At 70.8% G+C, this 20,925-nt stretch carries 20 protein-coding genes; 4 read left to right on the plus strand and 16 right to left on the minus strand.

What is annotated here, in order from left to right; translation table 11 throughout:
* Positions 1 to 97: 97 nt before the first annotated feature.
* Genes dmpG through PV734_RS16995 form a run of 3 tightly spaced genes read right to left on the minus strand, consistent with a single transcriptional unit; the run spans position 98 to position 2,939 of the window.
* A complete protein-coding gene (gene dmpG / locus PV734_RS16985; protein WP_319290134.1) occupies positions 98 to 1,111 on the minus strand; it encodes a 4-hydroxy-2-oxovalerate aldolase in 1,014 nt (337 codons plus the stop codon).
* On the minus strand, positions 1,108 to 2,103 hold the full coding sequence (locus PV734_RS16990) for an acetaldehyde dehydrogenase (acetylating) (RefSeq protein ID WP_319290136.1): 996 nt from the start codon (positions 2,101 to 2,103) through the stop codon (positions 1,108 to 1,110). Before PV734_RS16990 ends, dmpG begins: the two co-directional genes overlap by 4 nt.
* A complete protein-coding gene (locus PV734_RS16995; protein ID WP_319290138.1) occupies positions 2,100 to 2,939 on the minus strand; it encodes a 2-keto-4-pentenoate hydratase in 840 nt (279 codons plus the stop codon). The genes PV734_RS16990 and PV734_RS16995 overlap by 4 nt, the downstream gene beginning before the upstream one ends.
* 208 nt (positions 2,940 to 3,147) lie before the next feature.
* Here PV734_RS16995 and PV734_RS17000 point away from each other — a divergent pair, with 208 nt between their 5' ends.
* Positions 3,148 to 4,749, plus strand: coding sequence for an FAD-dependent oxidoreductase (locus tag PV734_RS17000; protein WP_319290140.1), 1,602 nt, complete (start codon positions 3,148 to 3,150; stop codon positions 4,747 to 4,749).
* A 76-nt stretch (positions 4,750 to 4,825) separates the two neighbouring features.
* Here the strand turns inward: PV734_RS17000 and PV734_RS17005 are convergent, their stop codons facing one another.
* Positions 4,826 to 5,701, minus strand: coding sequence for an alpha/beta fold hydrolase (locus PV734_RS17005; RefSeq protein ID WP_319290142.1), 876 nt, complete (start codon positions 5,699 to 5,701; stop codon positions 4,826 to 4,828).
* A gap of 159 nt (positions 5,702 to 5,860) precedes the next feature.
* Here PV734_RS17005 and PV734_RS17010 point away from each other — a divergent pair, with 159 nt between their 5' ends.
* Positions 5,861 to 6,733: a VOC family protein gene (locus tag PV734_RS17010; protein ID WP_319095624.1), complete on the plus strand. Its 873-nt coding sequence runs from the start codon at positions 5,861 to 5,863 to the stop codon at positions 6,731 to 6,733.
* An 86-nt stretch (positions 6,734 to 6,819) separates the two neighbouring features.
* On the opposite strand, the gene PV734_RS17015 is transcribed toward PV734_RS17010, so the two are convergent.
* From PV734_RS17015 to PV734_RS17030, 4 genes are read right to left on the minus strand one after another with little or no spacing between them, the layout of a single operon-like run.
* Complete coding sequence (locus PV734_RS17015; protein ID WP_319095623.1) at positions 6,820 to 7,008, minus strand: ferredoxin; 189 nt, start codon at positions 7,006 to 7,008, stop codon at positions 6,820 to 6,822.
* Positions 7,009 to 7,023: 15 nt separating this feature from the next.
* Positions 7,024 to 7,836 (minus strand): mycofactocin-coupled SDR family oxidoreductase, encoded by an 813-nt coding sequence (locus PV734_RS17020; protein WP_319290144.1) that lies wholly within the window; start codon positions 7,834 to 7,836, stop codon positions 7,024 to 7,026.
* 7 nt (positions 7,837 to 7,843) lie between these two features.
* A complete protein-coding gene (locus PV734_RS17025) occupies positions 7,844 to 8,080 on the minus strand; it encodes a hypothetical protein (RefSeq protein WP_319095621.1) in 237 nt (78 codons plus the stop codon).
* Positions 8,077 to 9,222 carry an amidohydrolase family protein gene (locus tag PV734_RS17030; RefSeq protein WP_319095620.1) on the minus strand — a complete coding sequence of 382 codons (1,146 nt, stop codon included), beginning with the start codon at positions 9,220 to 9,222 and terminating at the stop codon, positions 8,077 to 8,079. Before PV734_RS17030 ends, PV734_RS17025 begins: the two co-directional genes overlap by 4 nt.
* Before the next feature lie 175 nt (positions 9,223 to 9,397).
* Between PV734_RS17030 and PV734_RS17035 the strand changes: the two genes are divergently transcribed.
* Positions 9,398 to 10,261: a mycofactocin-coupled SDR family oxidoreductase gene (locus PV734_RS17035; RefSeq protein WP_319290146.1), complete on the plus strand. Its 864-nt coding sequence runs from the start codon at positions 9,398 to 9,400 to the stop codon at positions 10,259 to 10,261.
* 22 nt (positions 10,262 to 10,283) lie between these two features.
* Here PV734_RS17035 and PV734_RS17040 read toward each other — a convergent pair whose 3' ends face one another.
* The 5 genes from PV734_RS17040 to PV734_RS17060 all read right to left on the minus strand — a co-directional run bounded on the left by PV734_RS17040 (position 10,284) and on the right by PV734_RS17060 (position 16,031).
* Entirely contained in the window at positions 10,284 to 11,282 is a 999-nt protein-coding gene (locus PV734_RS17040; protein ID WP_319095617.1) for an NADPH:quinone oxidoreductase family protein, read from the minus strand.
* A complete protein-coding gene (locus PV734_RS17045; protein WP_319290147.1) occupies positions 11,279 to 12,523 on the minus strand; it encodes an acyl-CoA dehydrogenase family protein in 1,245 nt (414 codons plus the stop codon). Before PV734_RS17045 ends, PV734_RS17040 begins: the two co-directional genes overlap by 4 nt.
* Positions 12,520 to 13,287, minus strand: coding sequence for an SDR family NAD(P)-dependent oxidoreductase (locus PV734_RS17050; protein WP_319290149.1), 768 nt, complete (start codon positions 13,285 to 13,287; stop codon positions 12,520 to 12,522). Before PV734_RS17050 ends, PV734_RS17045 begins: the two co-directional genes overlap by 4 nt.
* 10 nt (positions 13,288 to 13,297) lie before the next feature.
* The gene (locus PV734_RS17055) at positions 13,298 to 14,446 is read right to left on the minus strand and encodes an acyl-CoA dehydrogenase family protein (protein WP_319290151.1); all 1,149 of its coding nucleotides are present in this window, start codon (positions 14,444 to 14,446) and stop codon (positions 13,298 to 13,300) included.
* Between the two features lie 112 nt (positions 14,447 to 14,558).
* Positions 14,559 to 16,031, minus strand: coding sequence for a FadR/GntR family transcriptional regulator (locus PV734_RS17060; RefSeq protein ID WP_319095613.1), 1,473 nt, complete (start codon positions 16,029 to 16,031; stop codon positions 14,559 to 14,561).
* A 205-nt stretch (positions 16,032 to 16,236) separates the two neighbouring features.
* On the opposite strand from PV734_RS17060, the gene PV734_RS17065 reads away from it, so the two are divergent.
* Positions 16,237 to 17,433: an acyl-CoA dehydrogenase family protein gene (locus PV734_RS17065; protein WP_319290153.1), complete on the plus strand. Its 1,197-nt coding sequence runs from the start codon at positions 16,237 to 16,239 to the stop codon at positions 17,431 to 17,433.
* 270 nt (positions 17,434 to 17,703) lie between these two features.
* Here the strand turns inward: PV734_RS17065 and PV734_RS17070 are convergent, their stop codons facing one another.
* From PV734_RS17070 to PV734_RS17080, 3 genes are all read right to left on the minus strand, one after another.
* On the minus strand, positions 17,704 to 18,846 hold the full coding sequence (locus PV734_RS17070) for an acetyl-CoA C-acyltransferase (RefSeq protein WP_319095611.1): 1,143 nt from the start codon (positions 18,844 to 18,846) through the stop codon (positions 17,704 to 17,706).
* Between the two features lie 100 nt (positions 18,847 to 18,946).
* Positions 18,947 to 20,104 (minus strand): CaiB/BaiF CoA-transferase family protein, encoded by a 1,158-nt coding sequence (locus PV734_RS17075; protein WP_319095610.1) that lies wholly within the window; start codon positions 20,102 to 20,104, stop codon positions 18,947 to 18,949.
* Positions 20,105 to 20,159: 55 nt separating this feature from the next.
* Positions 20,160 to 20,924, minus strand: coding sequence for a crotonase/enoyl-CoA hydratase family protein (locus PV734_RS17080; RefSeq protein ID WP_319290155.1), 765 nt, complete (start codon positions 20,922 to 20,924; stop codon positions 20,160 to 20,162).
* Between the last annotated feature and the right edge of the window lies 1 nt (position 20,925).

Raw genomic sequence — 20,925 nt, forward strand, 5'->3', positions numbered from 1 at the left:
GATTAATTGGGGCGGTCGGTCTATTTATCGAGCCATGGAGACCGGTACCGCCTTACGGAAGCTTTCTTCCGGAAGGCGGCAGGCCCGTCCTGCGCGGTCAGCCCCGGGTGAGGTCCAGGGCGATGTCGACGATCATGTCCTCCTGGCCTCCGACCAGCCCCCGCCTGCCCACCTCCTGGAGGATGGTCCGGGCGTCGAGTCCGTAGCGGTCCGCCGCGGCCTCGGCGTGGCGCAGGAAACTGGAGTAGGCGCCGGCGTAGCCGAGGGTCAGGGTCTCCCGGTCGACCCGCACCGGCCGGTCCTGGAGCGGGCGGACCAGGTCCTCGGCCGCGTCCTGGAGGGCGAACAGGTCGCAGTCGTGCTTCCAGCCCTGGAGGTTGGCGACCGCGACGAAAGGCTCGATCGGGCAGTTCCCCGCGCCGGCGCCCTGTCCCGCGAGGGACGCGTCGACCCGGGTGACCCCCTCCTCCACCGCCACCACCGAGTTGGCCACCGAGAGGGACAGGTTCTCGTGCGCGTGGATGCCGATCTGGGTCTCCGGGTCGAGCACCTCCCGGTAGGCACGGATGCGGTCGCGTACCCCGCCCATGGTCAGCCGGCCGCCGGAGTCGGTGACGTAGACGCAGTGCGCGCCGTACGACTCCATAAGCTTCGCCTGTCCGGCGAGGACCTCCGGGGGCGCCATGTGGGCCATCATCAGGAACCCGGAGACGTCCATGCCGAGTTCGCGGGCCGTGGAGATGTGCTGGGCGGCGACGTCCGCCTCCGTGCAGTGGGTGGCGATGCGCACCGAGCGGACTCCCATGGCGTAGGCCCGCTTGAGCTCGACGATGGTGCCGATGCCGGGCAGGAGGAGGGAGGTGAGGGTGGCGCGCTCGATGGCGTCCGCCGCCGCCTCGATCCACTCCCAGTCGGTGTTGCTGCCAGGTCCGTAGTTGAGGCTGCCGCCGGCCAGGCCGTCTCCGTGGGCGACCTCGATGGCGTCCACGCCCGCGCGGTCGAGCGCCCTGGAGATCTTCGCCACGAACTCCGGGGTGATCCGGTGCCGGATGGCGTGCATCCCGTCCCGGAGGGTGACGTCCTGGACGTAGAGCCTGGGGGTGGCGGTCATGCGGTCACCTCGGTGGTCTCCTCGGTTGTCTCCTCGGCGGAGAATCGTTGGGCGATGCGCTCGGCGACCCGCACGGCGGCCGAGGTCATGATGTCGAGGTTGCCGGCGTATGCGGGCAAGTAGTGGGCGGCGCCCTCCACTTCGAGGAACACGGAGACCTTCGTGGTCGCCTCGGAGGTGTCGCCGTCGGACAGGAGCGTGTGGACCGGGTCGCCGTCGGGCACCGGTGTGAACTGGACCTGCTGCTTGAGCCGGTAACCGGGCACGTACTCGGCGACCGCCGCGACCATCTCCTCGACGGAGGCGCGGATCGCGTCGTGGTCGGCGTCGCCGATCAGGCAGTACACCGTGTCCCGCATGATCAGCGGGGGTTCGGCCGGGTTCAGGACGATGATCGCCTTGCCGCGCCGGGCGCCGCCCACCTTCTCGATCGCGCCGGACGTCGTCTCGGTGAACTCGTCGATGTTGGCCCGGGTGCCGGGACCGGCCGACTTTGAGGCGATCGACGCGACGATCTCGGCGTACGGGACCGCGGTCACACGGCTGACCGCGTGCACGATGGGGATCGTCGCCTGGCCGCCACAGGTGACCATGTTCAGGTTGCCGGCGGAGTTGTCGGCGGCGTCACCTTTCGCGAGGTGCTCGTCCAGGTTCACCGGCGGCACCACGAACGGGCCGATGGCCGCCGGGGTGAGGTCGACGAGGCGTTTGCCGTACGGAGCGAGCTTCCTGGCGTTCTCGATGTGCGCCTTCGCCGACGTGGCGTCGAAGACGATGCCGATCTCGTCGAAGCCGTCCATCCGGATCAGCCCGTCCACGCCCTCGTGCGTGGTGGGAACCTTCAGACGGGCGGCGCGCGCCAGTCCGTCCGAGTCCGGGTCGATGCCCACCATCGCGGCCATCTCCAGGGTGTCGGACAGGCGCAGCACCTTGATCATCAGGTCGGTGCCGATGTTGCCGGAGCCGATAACGGCCACCTTGGTCTTCGTCATCCGTCTTCCTCAAGTCCCTTGGCGGAGAAGGTCGCTGACACTGATCCCAGGCCCGGCATCTCGGCCCGGACGGTGCTGCCCGGCGGGGTGGGGACAAGTGGTCCCAGGGCGCCCGAGAGAACGATCTGGCCGGCGCGCAGCGGGTCGCCGAACTCCCGGGCGGTACGCGCCAGCCAGAGCAGAGCCGCGAGGGGGTCGCCGAGACAGGCGGCGCCGGTGCCCTCGGACGCGAGGACGCCGTCGGCGTACATCCGCATGGTCACGTCCCGGGGTTCGAACTCCCCCAGGCCCACGCGCTCGCCGCCGAGGACGAACAGGCCGCTGGAGGCGTTGTCGGCGACGGTGTCCGTGATCGCGATGTCCCAGTCGCCGACCCGGCTGTCCACGATCTCCAGTGCGGCCACGGCGTGTCCGACCGCCGCGCGCACCCGTTCGATGTCGAGCTCGTCGTCGTCCAGGTCGGCGGCGAGCACGAACGCGATCTCCGCCTCGACCCTGGGTTGCAGCAGCCGCCAGCTGGGGACCTCCGGCAGCCCGGAGACGTCCATGTCGTCCAGCAGAACCCCGAAGTCGGGCCGGTCGACGCCCACTTGGCGTTGGACGGACGCGGACGTGAGCCCGATCTTGCGGCCGACGACCCGGGCGCCGGCGGCGATCCGTTCGCCGATGACACGCTGCTGGACGGCGTACGCCAGCCCGATGTCGCTCGCGCCGAGCAGGTCCCGGACGGGGGCACACGGCTTGTGGTCCCGGGCCGCGCCGGAGAGTCGGGCGGCGGCCTCGGCGACGACGGCCGCGCGTTGTGCGACGGCCGCCGGTTCCCCGCTGTCTGTCATCGGTGCCCCATGTCTGTCATTCGCGTCCTCAGCTCGTACCGGGTCTCCAGCCTGAGCGGCCCCGGGGTACGGCAGGCACGGACGTTCCGCTGAGCGGGACTGGGGTGTCGACCGGGGGGTCTCGCTGAGCGAGATGGCCGAACGCCGGGGCGGCGGCGGCTCGTTACCGTCGTCCGGCGAGCCGCTGAGCGGCCGGCATGAGGAGGTCATGGTGAGCATCAACGAAGATGTCTACGACGTGGTCGTCGTAGGGTCCGGCGGAGGTCTGGTCGGGGCGTACGTGGCGGCGTCGCGCGGTCTGCGTACGCTCGTCATCGAGAAGACCGACCGGGTGGGCGGCACCACCGCGTACTCCGGTGCCGGGCTCTGGTTCCCGGGCTCCGCGCCGCTGCGGCGGGCCGGCGTGGACGACGGGGTCGAGGGCTCCCGGACGTATCTGCGAGGGCTCGTCGACGACCCCTCACGGGAGAAACGCCAGGACGCCTATCTGCGGGCGGGCGCACAGCTGATCGACGAGCTGGAGCGCAACGAGTGGTTCCGGTCGTTCGTGTACGCGCCGGTGCCGGAGTACTACGCGGACGCACCCGGCGCCTCGCCCGCCGGGCACACCGTCTTCCCGCCGGAGATTCCCGCCGCCGAACTCGGCGAGCACGCCCGGCTCGTGCGCGAGCCGATCTCCATGGAACGGTGGGGCGTCGACCAGGGCCCGGTGCTCAACGGGGGCCGCGCGCTGATCGGCAGGGCGCTGGCGGCGTTCCTGGAGACCGGCAACGGCACGCTCCGGCTCGACACCGCGCTGGAGAGCCTCGTCGTCGAAAACGGCAGGGTGGTCGGTGTGAACGCCGTCAGTGCGGGTGAGCCCGTGCGCATCCGCGCGGAGCGGGGCGTGATCCTGGCCGCCGGTGGTTTCGAGCGGGACCCCGGCCTGCGCGAGAAGCATCAGCCGCACCTCACCTGCGAGTGGTCCCACGGTGCCCCGGGCAACACCGGGGACGCCCTGCTGGCGGGGATGGCGATCGGCGCCGCCACCGACCTGCTCGACGAGGCCTGGCTCGTACCGGGCCTGGTCTGGCCGGACGGTCTTCCCGTCTTCCACACGGGCACCCGGGGCGGGATCTGGGTCAACGCGGCCGGCGAACGCTTCATGAACGAGACCCGCGCCTACGACCAGGCCGGGCGCGAGATCGTCCGTCTGCACACGACCTCGGGTGTCTCGCACATCCCCGCCCACTGGATCATCGACCAGCGCCAGCTCGACCGGGACAGCTTCGGCGGCCCCGCCGACCAGCCGGTGTCACCCGAGTGGTTCGAGTCCGGCGCGCTGAGGAAGGCCGACACCCTGGAGGAGTTGGCGAAGCTGATCGACGTACCGCTCGACGCTCTCCGCGAGACCGTCGAGGAGTTCAACGGCTATGCGTACACCGGGGTCGACGAGCGGTTCCACCGGGGTGAGACTCCATGGGACCGGATCGCCCACCATGTGCTGGGCTTTCCCGCCCTGCCCGCGCTGAACTATCCCGCGCCGCCCACCCCCGACTGGCCGAACCCCCTGCTGCTGCCGCTCGACACCCCGCCGTACTACGTCGCGACCGTCCTCCCGTCCGACATCGGCACCAAGGGCGGGCTGACGACCGACGAACACGCGCGGGTGCTGCGGCCGGACGGCAGCGTCATCGACGGGCTGTACGCGAGCGGGAACACCGCGGCGGCGATGTCCGGGCGGGTGTATCCGGGCGCGGGGACCCCGATCGGTTCGAGTCTCGCCTTCTCCTATCTCGCGGTGCTCGACATCGTGGGCGCTCGGGACTGAGGAAGCGGCTGTGCCCGGACACCTTTCGTGTCCGGGCACAGCCGTGCGTTCCCGAGGCTCGGAAGGCCGGGGGGACTCAGGAGGTCTCCGGGCGGGTCAGGAAGGCCAGCACCGCGCTCTCCCAGGCCGCCTTCTGCTCGATCATCGCCCAGTGCCCGCAGTCGGGGAGGACGTGCAACTCGGCCTTGGGGATGGTGCGCATCGGCAGCAGCGCGTTGTCCAGCGGGGTGACCCGGTCGTCACGGCCCCAGGTCAGCAGCGTGGGCGCGGTGACCTTGTGGAGCGCCGCCCAGATCGGCTGGTCGGATCGGGCCTGGGCGGCCACCGTCCCGGCCATCGCCTGCCGACCGTAGATACGGCGCGACGCCTCCAGTGTCGCCGGGTCGGTGGCGCTCACCCAGCGTTCCTCGATCAGGTCGTCGGTGAGGAGGGACGGGTCGAAGACCATCGACCGCAGCCACTGCACCAGGTTGTCCCGGGTGGGGTTCTCGGTGAACTCCACCAGCAGGCCGAGCCCTTCGCTGAGCGCCGGGGAGAGGATGTTGCGGCCCACTCCCCCGATCGTCACGACCCTGCGGAACAGGTCCTTGCGGGCGACCGCCAGCCCCACGGCCACGAACCCGCCCATGGAGTTGCCGATGACGTCGACACCGTCGCGGTCCAGCCCGAGGCCTTCGAGGAAGCGCATTACGGCCTTCGGGGCCGCCGCCATCGGGTTCTCGTCGGTCGGGTCGCTCACGCCGAAACCGGGGAACTCCAGGGCGAGAGTGCGGAAGTGCTGGGCGAACACGGGCAGGTTGCCCCGGTAGTTGCGCCAGCCGGTCACACCGGGCCCCGACCCGTGCAGCAGGAGCAGCGGCGGTCCGTCGCCCGCCTCGTGGTAGCGCAACACGCCCTCGTCGGTGGGGAGTTCGCGCAGGGTGTCCTCGTACGTCAGGGAGGTGAGTGTCATGGCAGCACCGTGCCACCGGGCAGGTGCCCCTCGTCGGTGGGCTCCCGATCAGTGGGACGGTCCCGGCGGCGCGCGGCGCGGGCGCCCTAGCGTCGTGGACGTAACGATGCCGGGGGCTCTGGGGCCGCCCGGACCTGACCAATGCGAGGGGAGGACCTGATGGGTGTTCGCTCACTCGGGTACCTGCGTCTGGAGTCCAACGACATCGACGGGTGGAAGGCGTTCGGGGGTGACTTCCTCGGTCTGATGCCCGTCGAGGGCGCCGATCCCGGGTCCCTCCACTTCCGGATGGACGACTATCCGGCCCGCATCGTGGTCTCGCCGGGGGCGCAGCCCGGGATGACGGCGCTGGGCTTCGAGGTCCTCGACGAGCGGGAGCTGGCAGGGCTGGTCACGGACGTCGAGAAGGCCGGGATCAAGGTGACGGCCGGTACCGAGGCAGAGGCCGTCGCGCGGAAGGTCACGGGCTTCGTCAGGTTCAACGACCCGGGCGGCAACCCCGTCGAGCTGTTCTACGGCACGACCTTGGACCATGTGCCGGTGCAGACCCCGCTGGTGTCGAGGTTCGTCACCGGCGACATGGGCTTCGGGCACGCCATCATCTCCGCCGAGGACGCGCGGAGTACCTTCGAGTTCTACGTCAACGTGCTGGGGTTCATCGAGCGGAACACGATGCGCTCGCCCGGCGGCACCACGTGGTTCATGGGCTGCAACCCCCGGCACCACACCCTCGGGGTGACGCCGATGCCGGGTCCGGGGCGGTTGCTGCACTTCATGGTCGAGGGGGCGACGCTGGACGACGTGGGGCGCGCGCTGGACCGGGCCGGGAAGTACGAGGTCCCGATGATGCACTCGCTGGGCAAGCACACCAACGACCACATGGTGTCGTTCTACGTCTGGTCACCGGAGAACTACGCCGTCGAGTTCGGCTGGAACGGTCTGCAGGTGCCCGAGCCGGTGCCGGTCTACGAGATCACCGACGGCGCGTTCTGGGGCCACCACTTCACGCCGCCGCCGATGCCGGCCGGCTGAGCGCGCACGGACACGACCGAGCCCCACGGTCCCTGGTACTCGCCCTGGAACGTGGGGCTCGGTCGTGTCATCCGGCCTCCGTCATGTCATCGCACGGTGATCGCCCGCTCCGGGCAGGCCGACTCCCCGTCGTGAGCGGCCTGTTGGAGACCTTCCGGGACGTCCTCGTCGATGGGCAGCGCGTAGCCGTCGTCGTCCAGCCGGAACAGTCCGGGCGCCGCCGCCGCGCACCGCGCGTGACCCGAGCACGAGGATCTGTCGATGGTGACCTTCACGAACCCACTCCTGTTCTACGGCTTGTTGGTAGACCCCGCGTCGACGGTGAACTGCAGGCCGGTGACGTATCTGGCCTCCTCCGAGGCGAGGAAGAGGACCGCGTTCGACACGTCCCGGGGCTCCACGTGCGAGGCGTGGGTGTTCATCGCGGCCAGGGCGAACATCGGTTCCCGCTGCTTGAGTTCGTCGAGCGGTACGCCGACCGTGATGCCCGTGTCGCTGACTCCGGTGGGGTGGACGGTGTTCACCCGGATGCCGTGCGTGCCGAGTTCGTTGGAGAGGGCCTTCATCAGGCCGACCACGCCGTGTTTGGCGGCGACGTAATGGGCGTACGGCACATGGCCGCGGATGCCGGCCGCCGAGCTGATCATGATGATCGAGCCCCCCTCGCCGGCCTCGATCATCCGCGGGATCGCCGCCCGCGCCGTGTTCCAGGCGCCCTTGAGGTTGACGTCGACGACGACGTCCCAGGCCTCCTCGGACAGCTGCCAGGCGGAACCCGCGCTCATCACACCGGCGTTGGCGACGACCACGTCGAGCCGCCCGAACTCCTCGTGCGCCGCGTCGACGGCGGCCCGCATCTCGGTGATCGAGCGGACGTCGGCCTGGACGGCGACACACCGTCGGCCCGTCGCCCGCACCAGCTCGACGGTCTCCGCCAGCTCCTCCTTCGACGCCAGGGAGTAGGGCAGCTCGTCGCTGATGTCGTGGCAGACGTCGGTGACGACGACGTCCGCGCCCTCCTGGGCCAGCCGGACGGCGTGCGAGCGGCCCTGACCGCGTGCCGCTCCCGTGATGAGCGCGACCTTGTCCTCAACTCGCCCCATGGCTACCTCAGTTCTCCGAGTCATCGGTCCGGTCGGTGCGGTCGGTCAGGTCCTCGGCGGCCTCGCGCAGGGCGCGCAGCCTCCGCTGGAGGAGTTCCCGCTCGGCCCCGTCGCCGTCCCGCAGTCCGGCGAGGCGTACGTCGGTCTCGGCGATCTCCGTGCGGAGCCGACTGCGGGCCTCCTCACGGGTGAGCAGGTCAAGATCGGTCCAGTCGGACCGTTCGGACTCCGGGCGCCCGCTCATGCGGGGAGGTTGTAGAGGCGACGGGCGTTCAGCTCGACGATCCTGTGCACCTCGTCGTCCGGTACGTCGGCGAGGACCTCGGCGGCGTAGGCACGGCTCTTGGGCCAGTACGAGTCGGAGTGGGGGTAGTCGCACTCCCAGGTGATCTTGTCGATGCCGACGTGGTGGCGTACCTCGACGCCGAAACGGTCGTCGATGAAGCAGCCGTGGAAGTGCTGGTGGAACAGCTCCGAGGGCCGGACGCTCTGGTTGATGTTCTGGTAGAAGCGGTGCCGCTCCCAGGTGCCGTCACTGCGCTCCAGCAGGTACGGGATCCAGCCGATGCCGCCCTCGGACAGCCCGATCTTCAGCTTGGGATGCCTGTGCAGCACCGGGGAGAAGAGCAGGTCGGCGGTGGCGTACATGGCGTTGGTCCCGAACAGGGCGATCGTCACCGCGAACGGGGCCTCCTCGGCCGTCTTCGGTGGCTTGCCCGAGGTGCCGAAGTGCAGGCACAGAGGCATGTCGGTCTCCTCTGCCGCCGAGAACACCGGGTCCCAGTGGTCGGTGTGGAAGGAGGGCAGACCGCGCGGGGCCGGGTTCTCCGGGAAGGAGATCGCCTTGGCGCCCTTGGCGGCAGTCCGGTGGATCTCCGCGACACACGCCTCGACGTCCCACAACGGCAGGATCACCAGGGGGATGAGGCGGCCCGGCGCCGTGGCGCACCACTCGTCGAGGACGAAGTCGTTCCACGCCTGGACGCACAGCAGCGCGAGGTGACGGTCCTTGCCCTCCATGAAGACATGGCCGGAGAACCCCGGGAAGGACGGGAAGGACAACGCCCCCCACACCCCGTCCAGGTCCATGTCGCGCAGCCTGGCCTTCGGGTCGTAGCAGCCCGGGATCATCTCGTCGTAGCGCGTCGGTTCGAGGCCGAACTCCTCCGGGTTCTTGCCCGCGACGGCGTTGAGGCCGATGTAGGGGTAGACCCGGTCCTCGTAGACCCATACCTCGGCGGGTGCCCGGCCCTCTCCGCGTGGCTGTTCGACGCTGCGCGGTCCAGCCTCCCGGTACTTCGCGGGCAGCCGGTCGGACCACAGTCGTGGGGGCTCGATCAGGTGGTCGTCGGTCGACAGCAACTTCATCCATGGCTGCAACGGCATCCTTGCGCTCCCTCGGTCTCGGAGACTCTCCAGCATCAACACATTGCGTGTACTGATCGGGTCCCACTCAGTGGAAGAAGGTGATGAATCCCCTTACTTCTCACGGATCATGGATGTGCGCCAGATCCATCGATCGATATTCAGGCTACTCTTTTGTTCGACGGAAGGAGACCCCATGGGTCGAGTGCAGGACAAGGTCGTCTTCATCACGGGGGCGGCACGCGGCCAGGGCCGGGCCCAGGCGATCCGGCTCGCCGCGGAGGGCGCCGACATCATCGCCGTGGACCTCTGCGAGGACATCGCCACCAACGGCTACGCGCTGGCCACCGACGCCGATCTGGACGAGACGGTGCGTGAGGTCGAGAAGCTCGGGCGGCGCGTCGTCGCACGCAAGGCGGATGTGCGGGAGCCCTCGGCGCTCAGGGCGGCCGTGGCCGAGGGGGTGGCGGAACTCGGGCGGCTCGACGCGGTCGTCGCCCAGGCCGGGATCTGCCCGCTGGGTCCGGGGCAGAGCGCCCAGGCCTTTCTGGACGCGGTCACCGTCGACTTCAACGGGGTGGTGCACGCCGTCGACGCGGCACTCCCCCATCTGCCCGACGGTGCGTCGATCGTGGCGACCGGATCCATCGCCGGGCTGATCCCGGCGACCACGGACAACCCCGCCAACGGTCCCGGCGGCCTGGGCTACTCCTTCGCCAAGCGCCAAGTGGCCGCGTTCGTACACGACTTGGCCACGGTGCTCGCGTCTCGCCGGATCCGCGTCAACGCCCTGCATCCGACGAACGTCAACACGGACATGCTCAACAGCGATCTCATGTACCGCTCGTTCCGCCCCGACCTGGAGAACCCGACCCGCGAGGACGCGCTGCCCGGCTTCCCCGCGACGACCGGCTTCGGCATCCCCTACGTCGAGCCCGAGGACATCGCCGACACCGTCCTCTTCCTGGTCTCCGACGAGTCCCGCTATGTCACCGGCATGCAGATGCGCGTCGACGCGGCCGGCTACGTCAAGCGGCGCCCCCAACTTCCCACCTTCTGAGCGGAGTTCACGCGGACGAGGTTCATGTCCGCGCCTCGGCCATCACGTCCGTCATGTCGATGACCACCTTGCCGGTGGTCCGGCGTTCCGCGACGTCGGTCAGGGCGGCGGCCACGTCGGTGAGAGGGTGGACGCGGGAGACGAGCGGGCGCATCCCGTCCCGGACCATCCCGGCCAGCGCCCGGTCGCCGGCGGCCACCGTGTCCGGGGCGTAACGACGCAGCATGCGGATCTCGAAGCCCCGTACGACCGCGTCCTTGAGCAGGACCAGGTTCAGCGGGATCCGGGGGATCCTCCCGTCGGCGTAGCCCACTGTCACGAATCGGCCGCCTCGCCGCAGTGCGCGCAGGGCGGCCTCCGCGTGGTCGCCGCCCACCGGGTCGACGACGAGATGGGCGCCCTCTCCGTCGGTCAGTTCACGGATCCGGGTCTTCAGGTCCTCGTGGACGTAGTCCACACCCGCTGCCGCCCCGAGTTCGCGGGCGGCGTTGAGTCGCTCCCGACTCGACGCCGCCGCGACCACGCGCATCCCGAGCCGGGTCGCGACGTCCACGGCCGCCGACCCGACCCCGCCCGCGGCGCCGAGGATCACCACCCACTCCCCCGCCACGCCCTGCCCGACGGTGGTCAGGGCGTGGTAGGCGGTCGCGTAGGTCACGTGGAACGCGGCGGCGTGGACCATGTCGAGCCCGTCGGGGACAGGGCGCAGCCCCGCCGCCGGCACCACGACCTGCTCGGCGAAGGCGCCGGTCAGCACCGCCCCGGCCACGGGTGAGCCCACCGGCGGGCCGGTCACCCCGGGCCCAAGCCGGGTCACGATGCCGGCGAACTCGCTGCCCGGCGTGAACGGCAGGGGCGCGGGAACCTGGTACCGGTCAGCCACGAGCAGTACGTCGGGGAAGTTGACGGCAGCCGCGTGCACCCGGACCAGCACCTCCCCCGGGCCGGGCTCGGGATCGCCGAGTTCGACGACCGACAGGCCTGACGGCGGCCCGTACGCCGTACAGCGTGCGGCTCTCATCGTGTCCTCCCGGCGGTGGGCATCGACGGGTCACGGGGCAGGCCCAGTACCTGTTCGGCGATGGTGTTGCGCTGGATCTCGGCGGTGCCCGCGCCGATCGACGAGGCCCTGGTGCGCAGGAAGCCCCACACCCACCGTCCGCGCTGCACGGCGTGCGGATCGCGGCGGCCGAGGATGCCGTAGGCGCCCAGCAACTCCAGGGCGAACTCGTGGAGTTCCTGCTCGAAGGTCACGATGAAGAGCCGTGACGTCGAGGACGCCGGCCCGGGCTCGCCCTTCGTCATGATGTCGGCGATGGTCCGCATCCCGGTCAGGCGCATGATCCGCACCCGGATCTCGAAGTCCGCGAGCCGGTCGCGCACCAGCGGGTCCGAGGTGGCGCCGCGCTCACGCGCCAGCTCGATCAGCTCGTCCAGGACCCGCCGGTACAGCGCCGCCTGATTCATCGCACCGGCCGCGCGTTCATGGCCCAGGCTGGTCCGTACGAGGGGCCAGCCGCCGTTCTCCGCGCCGATCCGGTCGGCCACCGGGACGCGTACGTCGTCGAAGAAGATCTCGCAGAAGTGCGCGTCCCCGGTCAGGTCCCGCAGCGGGCGCACGCTCACTCCCGGGGCCCGCGCGTCTATCAGCAGGTAACTGATGCCCTCCTGCCGGGAGTCGGGCGGTCCCGTTCGGACGAGGGTGAAGAGGATGTCGGCGATGTCGGCCGAACTGTTCCACACCTTCTGCCCGTTGACGACGTACACGGCCTCGGAGTCGTCGGCTCCACCGTCCGTCGCGCCGTCCTCCCGTCGCGCGGTCGTACGCAGCGCGGGCAGGTCCGAGCCGGCCTCCGGTTCCGAATAGCCCTGCGCCCAGACGGAGTCGCCGCGCAGCATGGGGCGCAGGAAACGCTCCTTCTGTTCAGGGGTGCCGTACTTGACGATGGTCGGGGCCGCGATGCCGAGTCCGGTGCCGAGGGGACCGGGTACCCGGGCTCGCGCGTACTCCTCCTGGTAGATCACCTGTTGGGCGAAGTCCAGCTCCATTCCGCCGTGTTCGCGCGGCCAGCTCGGACCGGCGTACCCGGCGTCGAAGAGCGTGGCCAGCCATGCCTTCTGCCACGCCAGCCGCTCGGCGGGGTCCTTGGGGCGGCGGCCCGGATGACGGTCCGTGAGGAAGGCGCGCAGCCGGGCCCTGAACTCCGCGTCGGCGACCGCCTCTCGAGGGAGCCGCGCCGGGCGGGCCGGTGGCGTCGTCACCTCGGTGCCATGCGGATGGCGCCGTCGAGGCGGACGGTCTGGCCGTTGAGGTAGGAGTTCTCCAGCATCTCGACGGCGAGGCGGGCGTAGTCGTCCGGGGTGCCGAGGCGTTTGGGGTGCGGGACGGACGCGGCGAGGCCGTCGCGGATGTCCTCGCGCAGACGGCCGAGCATGGGGGTGTCCATGACGCCGGGGGCGATGGTGTTCACCCGGATCTGCCAGCTGGCGAGGTCACGGGCCGCGACCAGGGTGATGCCGTGTACACCCGCCTTGGCGGCGGTGTAGGAGGTCTGGCCGATCTGGCCGTCGAACGCGGCGACCGACGCGGTCAGGACCACCGCACCCCGGTCTCCGTCGACGACGTCGTTGCCGGCGAGACGGGCGGCGGCCAGGCGCAGCAGGTTGTAGGTGCCGATCAGGTTGACCCGTACGACCTCGGCGAACGTGTCGAGTTCGCCTGGTCGGCGGTCTCGGTCGATGATCCGGGTGCGGTCGCCGCCGCGTCCCGCGCAGTGCACGACGAAGCGCAGCGGGCCGAGTTCGGCGGCGGTGTCGAGGGCGGCCGTGACGGCGGCCTCGTCGGTGACGTCGGCGCGGACGAACCGGGCGGCGTCACCGAGGTCGGCGACCGCCTTGACGCCCTGCTCCTCGGAGATGTCGGCGAGGACGACCGTGCCGCCGCGCTCGATGATCCGGCGGGCGGTGGCGAGGCCGAGGCCGGAGGCGCCTCCGGTGACCAGCGCCGACGATCCGTCGATGTTCACATCAAACTCCTTACAGCCCCAGGGACTTGCTGATGATGGTCTTCAGGACCTCGCTGGTGCCGCCGTAGATCCGGGTCACCCGGGCGTCCGCGTACAGCCGCGCGATCGGTGATTCGAGGATGTAGCCGTAGCCGCCGTGCAGTTGGAGGCAGCGGTCGACGACTCGGCCCTGTGTCTCGGTGCAGAACAGCTTGGTCCTGGCGGCGTCGGCCGGACTCAGTTCGCCGGCGACGAGGGCGGTGACCGCCGCGTCCAGCAGGGCCTGCGCCGCTGTCAACTCGGTGTCCAGGGCGGCGAGTTCGAACTTGGTGTTCTGAAAGTGCGCGACAGGTCTCCCGAACACGGTCCGGTCGCGTACGTAGCTGACGGTCAGGTCGATCGCGGCCCGGGCCTGGGCGACCGCGCCGACCGCGATGGCCAGTCGTTCCTGGGCCAGGTTGCGGCCGAGGAGGGAGAAGGCGGCGCCCTCCTCGCCGAGCAGGTTGGCGACGGGGACGCGGACACCGGCGAAGGACAGTTCCACGGTGTCCTGGACCTGGAGTCCGATCTTCTCCAGCCTGCGCCCGACGGTGAAACCGGGCATGCCCTTCTCCACCACCAGCAGGGACAGCCCCGCACGCCGGTTGTCCGGATCGGTGGCGGTGCGGGCCACAACGATCACCAGGTCGGCGTGGTGACCGCCGGTGATGAACGTCTTCGCTCCGTTGAGGATGTAGTGGTCGCCCTCGCGGACGGCCTTCGTCGCGACGCCGGCCAGATCCGAGCCGGTGCCGGGTTCGCTCATCGCGACCGCGGTGTACAGCTCGCCCGAGGCCAGGCCGGGAAACCAGCGGGCCCGCTGCTCGTCGTTGGCCAGTCCCGTGAAGTACGGGACGACCACGTCGAGATGGGTGCGCAGACCGCCGAGCGTCACTCCGGCGCGGGCGCACTCCTCCTGGATGACGACGTTGAAGCGGTAGTCGTCCGAGCCGCCTCCGCCGTACTCCTCGGGGATCGCCGTGCCGATGATGCCGAGCTTGCCGAGCGCGGTGAACAGCTCACGGGGGACGAGTGCGGCGCGGCGCCAGTCCTCGTACACCGGGAGCACTTCACGGGCGAGGAAGTCACGGACCAGGAGACGGAAGTCCTCGTGATCCTGATCGAACAGGGTCCGACGCATCGAAGCTCCTCCAGTGGACCCTATTGAGTATACGTAATTGCCATCCACGGTCCAGGGATCAGAAGAAGTCGGAAGAAGTGAGCAGGAAAACAGGCGTACAGAACGCCGCCCGTCAGTGCCACCAGGGAATGAGTGCATCCAAATGCCGGCCCATGCGGTGGCGGGCCACTCCCGCGTCGCCCTGCACGATCGCGTCGAGGATGCGTTGGTGCACGTGCTGGACCTCCTCGGCCGCGGTGTCGCCGGGGAGCGGACGGTCGTGGCCGGAGGCGTGGCGGCGGAACAGTTCGGTGATGATGGAGAGGAACAGCGACAGCACCGGGTTGTCGGCCAGGGCGGCCAGTTCGGAGTGGAACAGGTCGGCCTTGCGGAGTTCGTCGGCCGGGCCCTCGGTGGGCCATCGGACGGCCTTCGTGAGGCGCTCGACGACCTCGGGGTCGCCTCCCGCGTGCCGGGCGGTCACCCTGGCGATGATGCCGAGTTCGATGGCGTTGCGGACGATCCGCAGATCGTCGGCGGTGACGCCCTGGTATTCGAGGAAGAGGGCCATCGTGTCGATACTGGCCTGCGGTTCCGGCGCGGTGACGACCAGGCCGCCGCCGGGGCCCCGGCGCATGCGGGCGACCGAGTGGTACTCCAGGAGCCGGACCGCCTCCCGCAGCACGGCCCGGCTGATGCCGTAGCGGGCGAGCAGATCGGCCTCCGAGCCGAGCACCAGGCCGATCTGCCAGCCCCGCGCGGCGATGTCGTCATGGATCCGGGCGGCCACGACCTCGGCGAGCTTGGCCCGCAGCCCCTCGGCGAGCTCGGGCTCGATCACGTTCCCCGCGATCCGCTGCCCGCGACGCACCCGGTGCTTCTCGATCCAGGCGGCGACCGACTCCAGGTGGGCGGTGAGCTCCGACTGCGCCCGGGCTCCGTCGTCGGCGATCACGGCCTCGACGACCGCGCGGTGGGCCTGGTGCGAGGTCTCCTTCGCCGCGTGCATCTCGGCCTTGGTGACTCGGCGCGAGGTGTGCGCGTACCGGGCGGTGAGGCGGGTGAGCACGTCGACGAACAGATGCAGAACCGGGTTTCCCGACAGCTGCCCGAGCACCGGGTGCAGCGGGTCCTGCGAGTGGACCGACGGGTCGTCCCAGTGGGCGAGTTCGGCGTCGAGCGTGGCCCGGAGGGTGGCGATGCCCTCCTCGGTGATGCGGTCGGCGGCCAGGCCCGCGGCGATCGGTTCGAGGAGCTGACGGGCCTGGAGCAGGTCGGTGACGCTGGTGCCGACGTATTCGAGGTAGATCACCATGGCGCGGGTCGCCGGCCCGGCGTCGGGGGCACAGACGATCAGGCCACCGTTCGGGCCGCGCCGCATCCGGGCCACCTGGTGATGCTCGACCAGCCGTACCGCCTCGCGCAGCACCGCACGGCTCACGCCCAGCCGCTCCCGCAGGTCCACCTCGGAGCCCAACGACTCGCCGACGGGCCAGCCCTGACGGATCACGGTCGCCTCGATACGGTGCGCGGTCTGCGCGGCCAGCTTGCCGACCGGGGTACCGGCCTCGCCGTCGGCGGGTTCGCGATCGACGGCAGTCGCCATGGGGCCAACTCCTCAGAGGGGGTATTGCGGATCCCCAGTCTATTCGTCGGTGGCGCGGGTGACGTGCGAGCCGGCTGCCGGATGCCGAGATCGGATCGGGGTTTCCCGTTCAGCTCCTGGTCTCCGGCGAGAGACAACCAGCGCACTTAGAGTACCCTCATTTCGAGATCGTGCGCATGACGACGACGTTGAGGAGCCGGCAGCGATGCGACTGGAGTCGACACCCGAGATCGAGACGTTCCGGAAGATGGTGCGGGCCTTCGTCGCCGAGCACGCGCCCGGCGTCAAGACCCACTCCGGCGCCCGTGCCCCCGAGCCCGAGCTGATGCCTGCGATCCGGGAGTGGACGGCGAAGCTGTACGGGGCGGGCCTCCTCGGCATCGACTGGCCCGCCGAGTACGGTGGCCGGCCGGGCGCCCATCCCCTCGAACCGTTCGTCGTCGCCGAGGAGATCGCCCGGGCCCGCACCTGGCCGCCCGTCGGCGCGGGCTCGCTGGCCTCGGGCGCCCTGCTCGACTTCGGCACCGACCGGCAGCGGGCGCGCTTCCTGCCCCGTATCCGGGCCTGCGAGGACGTGTGGTGCCAGCTGTTCAGCGAGCCGGAGGCGGGGAGTGATCTCGCCTCGCTGCGGACCCGGGCGCGCCGGGAGGGCGAGGCCGGCGACGCCGACGCGGTCTTCGTCGTGGACGGCCAGAAGGTGTGGACGACCAACGGCCAGCACGCCGACATGGGTTACCTGTTGGCGCGTACCGATGCCGACGCGCCCAAGCACAGGGGGATCACCGCGTTCGCGCTGGACATGCGCAGCCCGGGGGTCGAGGTCCGGCCGTTGCGTGAGATCACCGGGACCACCGACTTCAACGAGGTCTTCCTCGACGGCGTCCGGATTCCGGCGGCGAACGTCATCGGGCGGGTGAACGACGGCTGGCGGGTGGCGATGAGCAGCCTCGGCCGCGAGCGTTCGGGCGTGGCCGCGCGCGGCGCCGAGTTGTTCGCCGTACTGGACGACCTGTTGCGTCTCGCGGAGGAGACGCCGGTCGGTGGACGGCCGGCGCTGGAGGACTCCGCCGGCCGTCAGGCGATCGGGGAGCTGGCGGCGCGGGTGCAGGTGAACGCGGCGATGATCTCGCTGGCGCAGTCGCGGATGCTGCACGGTACGGAGGGGGTGGGGGACGCCCTGCTGGGCAAGATCTTCTTCAGCGAACTCAACCATGATCTGGCCGAGTTCGGGCTGCGGTTGCAGGGGGCGGACGGGTTGCTCGTCGAGGGTGACGTGGGGGTTGTGGCGGGTGGGTGGTGGCAGGACGCGTATCTGTACTCGCGGGCCTACACGATTGCCGGTGGGGCGAACGAGGTGTTGCGGACGCAGGTTGCCGAGCGGGGGTTGGGGATGCCTCGGTGAGGAGTCTGTTGTTGGGTTGGGTTCTCGGGTGCGGCGCCGTCGTGGCTGGTCGCGCAGTTCCCCGCGCCCCTCAAGGCGAGTGCCACGCCGTCGTGGCTGGTCGCGCAGTTCCCCGCGCCCCTCAAGGCGAGTGCCACGCCGTCGTGGCTCGTCGCGCAGTTCCCCGCGCCCCTCAAGGCGAGTGCCACGCCGTCGTGGCTCGTCGCGCAGTTCCCCGCGCCCCTCAAGGCGGGTGCCGCGCGCCGCAGTTTCCCGTGCCCCTTGAGGGGGTCAGAGGAGTTCGATGATCGTCGCGTTGGCCGTGCCGCCGCCCTCGCACATGGTCTGGAGGCCGTATCGCAGGCCCTGTTGGCGCATTCTGGCCAGTAGGCGGGTCATCAGGATGGCGCCCGAGGCGCCCAGCGGGTGGCCCACGCCTATCGCGCCGCCCAGCGGGTTGAGGCGCTCGGGGTCGGCGCCGGTTTCGGCCAGCCAGGCCAGGGGGACTGGCGCGAACGCCTCGTTGACCTCGTAGACGCCCATGTCGTCGATGGAGAGCCCGGAGCGGCGCAGTACCTTCTCGGTCGCGGGGATCGGGCCCAGGAGCATGGTGATCGGGTCCGCGCCGCTCACCGCACCCGTGTGGTAGCGGGCGATCGGGGTGAGGCCCAGGTCGCGGGCGCGCCCGGGGGTGGTGATGAGGAGGGCGGCGGCGCCGTCGGAGATCTGGGAGGCGTTGCCGGCGTGGATGACGCCGTCCTCCCTGAACGACGGCTTGAGCTTGGCCAGGGTGTCGGGGGTCGTACCGCGTCGCAGCCCCTCGTCGACGGTGAACCCGGTGCCGTCGACCTCGATCGGCACGATGTGGTCGTCGAAGACGCCCGAGTCGATCGCGGCCGCCGCCTTCGCGTGGGACTCCGCGGCGAAGCCGTCCAGCCGACGGCGGCTCAACCCCCAGCGTTCGGCGATGAGTTCGGCTCCCACGCCCTGGCTGAACTCGAATCCGTCGTAGCGGGCGATCGCGGCGGGTCCGTACGGCTGTCCCGTGGTCCGGTGGGAGCCGAGCGGTACCCGGCTCATGGTCTCCACTCCGCCCGCCACCACCAGGTCGTACTGGCCCGACATGACGGCGTGCGCTGCCTGGTCGACTGCCTGCTGGCTTGAGCCGCAGGCCCGGTTGACCGTGACCGCCGGGACGTGTTCGGGCCAGCCCGCCGCGAGAACGGCGAACCGGCCGATGTTGCTGGACTGGTCGCCGATCTGGGTGACACAGCCCCAGACCACGTCGTCCACCGTGCCGGGGTCGATGCCGGTGCGGCGGACGAGGGCCTTGAGCACCTCGGCCGAGAGGTCCGCCGCGTGCACGGAGGCCAGCGAGCCGTTGCGCTTGCCGATCGGGGTGCGTACGGCGTCGACGATGACGGCGTCTCGCATGGAAGGGTCCTCTCAGTCGGGTCAGCCGGCAGTGTGAGTCAGCAGGTCTGTGAGGCTTGTCAGGTGTGACAGGTGTGACAGGTGTGACAGGTCTGTCTGGTCAGACGAGGGGGGACTGTGCTGCGGCGCCGTTGTCCAGGAGTGCGTCGATGCCGGCGACCTGCCAGTCCCGGAACACCGCGCGGGTGTCCGCGCCGACGGCCGGTGCGGTCGTCGTGGGGCTGGTCGGGGTGTCCGAGAAGCGGGGGGCGGCGGCCGGTTGGACGACGCCGTCCGGGGCGGTCAGGGTGGCGCGTGCGGCCAGGTGCGGATGAGCGGCCGCCTCGCTGAGACTCAGGACGGGGGCCACGCACGCGTCGGTCCCCTCGAACAGCGCCGCCCACTCGTCCCGCGTACGCTCCGCGAACCGCTTCTCCAGCAGTTGCCGCAGCTGCGGCCAGGCCGAACGGTCGTGCTGTCGGTCCGGGTCGACGCCGAGGTCCAGCAGCTCGACCAGGCGTCGGTAGAACTTGCGTTCCAGGGCGCCGACGGCGACATGGCGGCCGTCCCGGGTCTCGTACACGGCGTAGAAGGGCCAGCCGCCGTCGAAGCGGTTGACCCCTCGCTCGTCGCTCCACTCGCCGCGCCCGAGTTTGGCGAAGGTGCTGGCCAGGAGGGAGGCGGTGCCGTCGACTACGGCCGCGTCGACGACCTGGCCCCTGCCGGTGCGCGCGGCGGCGTGCAGAGCGGCCAGGACGCCGATCACGAGGTAGCAGCCGCCGCCCCCGAAGTCGCCGACGAGATTGAGCGGGATCCGCGGCGGACCGCCCGCCTCCCCGATCGCGCCGAGCGCACCCGTCAGCGCGATGTAGGTGATGTCGTGCCCGGCGGCCGTGGCCAACGGCCCGTCCTGGCCCCAGCCGGTCATCCGGCCGTAGACCAGGCGGGCGTTGCGGGCCAAGCAGTCGTGCGGTCCTATGCCCAGCCGTTCGGTGACGCCTGGGCGGAACCCCTCGATCAACACGTCGGCGCGCTCGACGAGTTGGAGGAGCGCGGCGACTCCGGCCGGATGCTTCAGGTCGAGGACGACCGACCGTTTGCCCCGGCCCAGCACATCCGTCGGTCCGCCCGCGTCCGGTTCGTCCGCCTGTCCTGGCCGGTCCACCCGAACGACCTCCGCCCCCAGGTCGGCGAGCAGCATCCCGGCGAACGGCCCCGGTCCGATGCCACCGAGCTCGACCACCCGGCAGCCGACGAGAGGTCCCGTCGTCATGGTCATCTCCTCCGGTCCCAGCCACATTACGGATACTCAATTTCACGCCTGTACGCCGGTGTCAGCGGCCCTTCCAGACCGCCGCCCGCTTCTCCGCGAACGCGGCGGCCCCTTCCCGGGCGTCCTCCGACCGGAACACGGGAGCGGCGATCTCGAACTGCCGCGCCCACCCCTCCTCCAGCGACCAGTCCGTGGCGTGGCTCGCGATCTCCTTGGTGGCCGCGACGGCGAGGGGACCGTTCGCCGCGATCGTCGAGGCGAGGGCGAGGGCGCCGTCGAGCGCGCCGCCCTCGTCGGTGAGCCGGTTGACGAGGCCGACCTCGGCCGCCCGTACGGCGCTGATCGGTTCGCCGGTGAGGAGCAACTCCAGGGCGACGGCGTACGGAATGCGGCGCGGGAGGTGGAGGGCCGCGCCCGCGCGGGCGACCAGGGAGCGCCGCACCTCGGGGACGCCGAGCCGAGCCGTGCGGGAGGCGACGACCAGGTCGCAGGCCAGCAGCAGCTCGAAGCCGCCGGCCAGGGCCCAGCCCTCGACGGCGGCGACCAGCGGCTTGCGCGGCGGTGTCAGGGTGATCCCGCACAGTCCGCGCCCCTCGATCGCGGGCGACTCGCCCCGTAGCCACGCCTTGAGATCCATCCCGGCCGAGAACGTGCCCCCGGCCCCCGTGAGGACGGCCGCCCGCAGGTCGTCCGACTCGTCGAGTTCGTCCACCGCCGCCGCCACTCCTGCGGCCACCCCGGCGTCCAGCGCGTTCTTCACCGCGGGACGGTTGATCGTGATGACCTGGACAGCGCCACGACGCTCCACCAGCACCTCGTCCGACACG

The sequence above is a fragment of the Streptomyces sp. AK08-02 genome, from assembly GCF_033795085.1.
Classification (GTDB): Bacteria; Actinomycetota; Actinomycetes; order Streptomycetales; family Streptomycetaceae; genus Streptomyces; species Streptomyces echiniscabiei.

Coding starts and splice junctions, on each gene's coding strand:
- dmpG (WP_319290134.1), bottom strand. CDS start 1,111: ATGACCGCCACCCCCAGGCTCTACGTCCAGGACGTCACCCTCCGGGAC.
- PV734_RS16990 (WP_319290136.1), bottom strand. CDS start 2,103: ATGACGAAGACCAAGGTGGCCGTTATCGGCTCCGGCAACATCGGCACC.
- PV734_RS16995 (WP_319290138.1), bottom strand. CDS start 2,939: ATGACAGACAGCGGGGAACCGGCGGCCGTCGCACAACGCGCGGCCGTC.
- PV734_RS17000 (WP_319290140.1), top strand. CDS start 3,148: ATGGTGAGCATCAACGAAGATGTCTACGACGTGGTCGTCGTAGGGTCC.
- PV734_RS17005 (WP_319290142.1), bottom strand. CDS start 5,701: ATGACACTCACCTCCCTGACGTACGAGGACACCCTGCGCGAACTCCCC.
- PV734_RS17010 (WP_319095624.1), top strand. CDS start 5,861: ATGGGTGTTCGCTCACTCGGGTACCTGCGTCTGGAGTCCAACGACATC.
- PV734_RS17020 (WP_319290144.1), bottom strand. CDS start 7,836: ATGGGGCGAGTTGAGGACAAGGTCGCGCTCATCACGGGAGCGGCACGC.
- PV734_RS17025 (WP_319095621.1), bottom strand. CDS start 8,080: ATGAGCGGGCGCCCGGAGTCCGAACGGTCCGACTGGACCGATCTTGAC.
- PV734_RS17030 (WP_319095620.1), bottom strand. CDS start 9,222: ATGCCGTTGCAGCCATGGATGAAGTTGCTGTCGACCGACGACCACCTG.
- PV734_RS17035 (WP_319290146.1), top strand. CDS start 9,398: ATGGGTCGAGTGCAGGACAAGGTCGTCTTCATCACGGGGGCGGCACGC.
- PV734_RS17040 (WP_319095617.1), bottom strand. CDS start 11,282: ATGAGAGCCGCACGCTGTACGGCGTACGGGCCGCCGTCAGGCCTGTCG.
- PV734_RS17055 (WP_319290151.1), bottom strand. CDS start 14,446: ATGCGTCGGACCCTGTTCGATCAGGATCACGAGGACTTCCGTCTCCTG.
- PV734_RS17060 (WP_319095613.1), bottom strand. CDS start 16,031: ATGGCGACTGCCGTCGATCGCGAACCCGCCGACGGCGAGGCCGGTACC.
- PV734_RS17065 (WP_319290153.1), top strand. CDS start 16,237: ATGCGACTGGAGTCGACACCCGAGATCGAGACGTTCCGGAAGATGGTG.
- PV734_RS17070 (WP_319095611.1), bottom strand. CDS start 18,846: ATGCGAGACGCCGTCATCGTCGACGCCGTACGCACCCCGATCGGCAAG.
- PV734_RS17075 (WP_319095610.1), bottom strand. CDS start 20,104: ATGACCATGACGACGGGACCTCTCGTCGGCTGCCGGGTGGTCGAGCTC.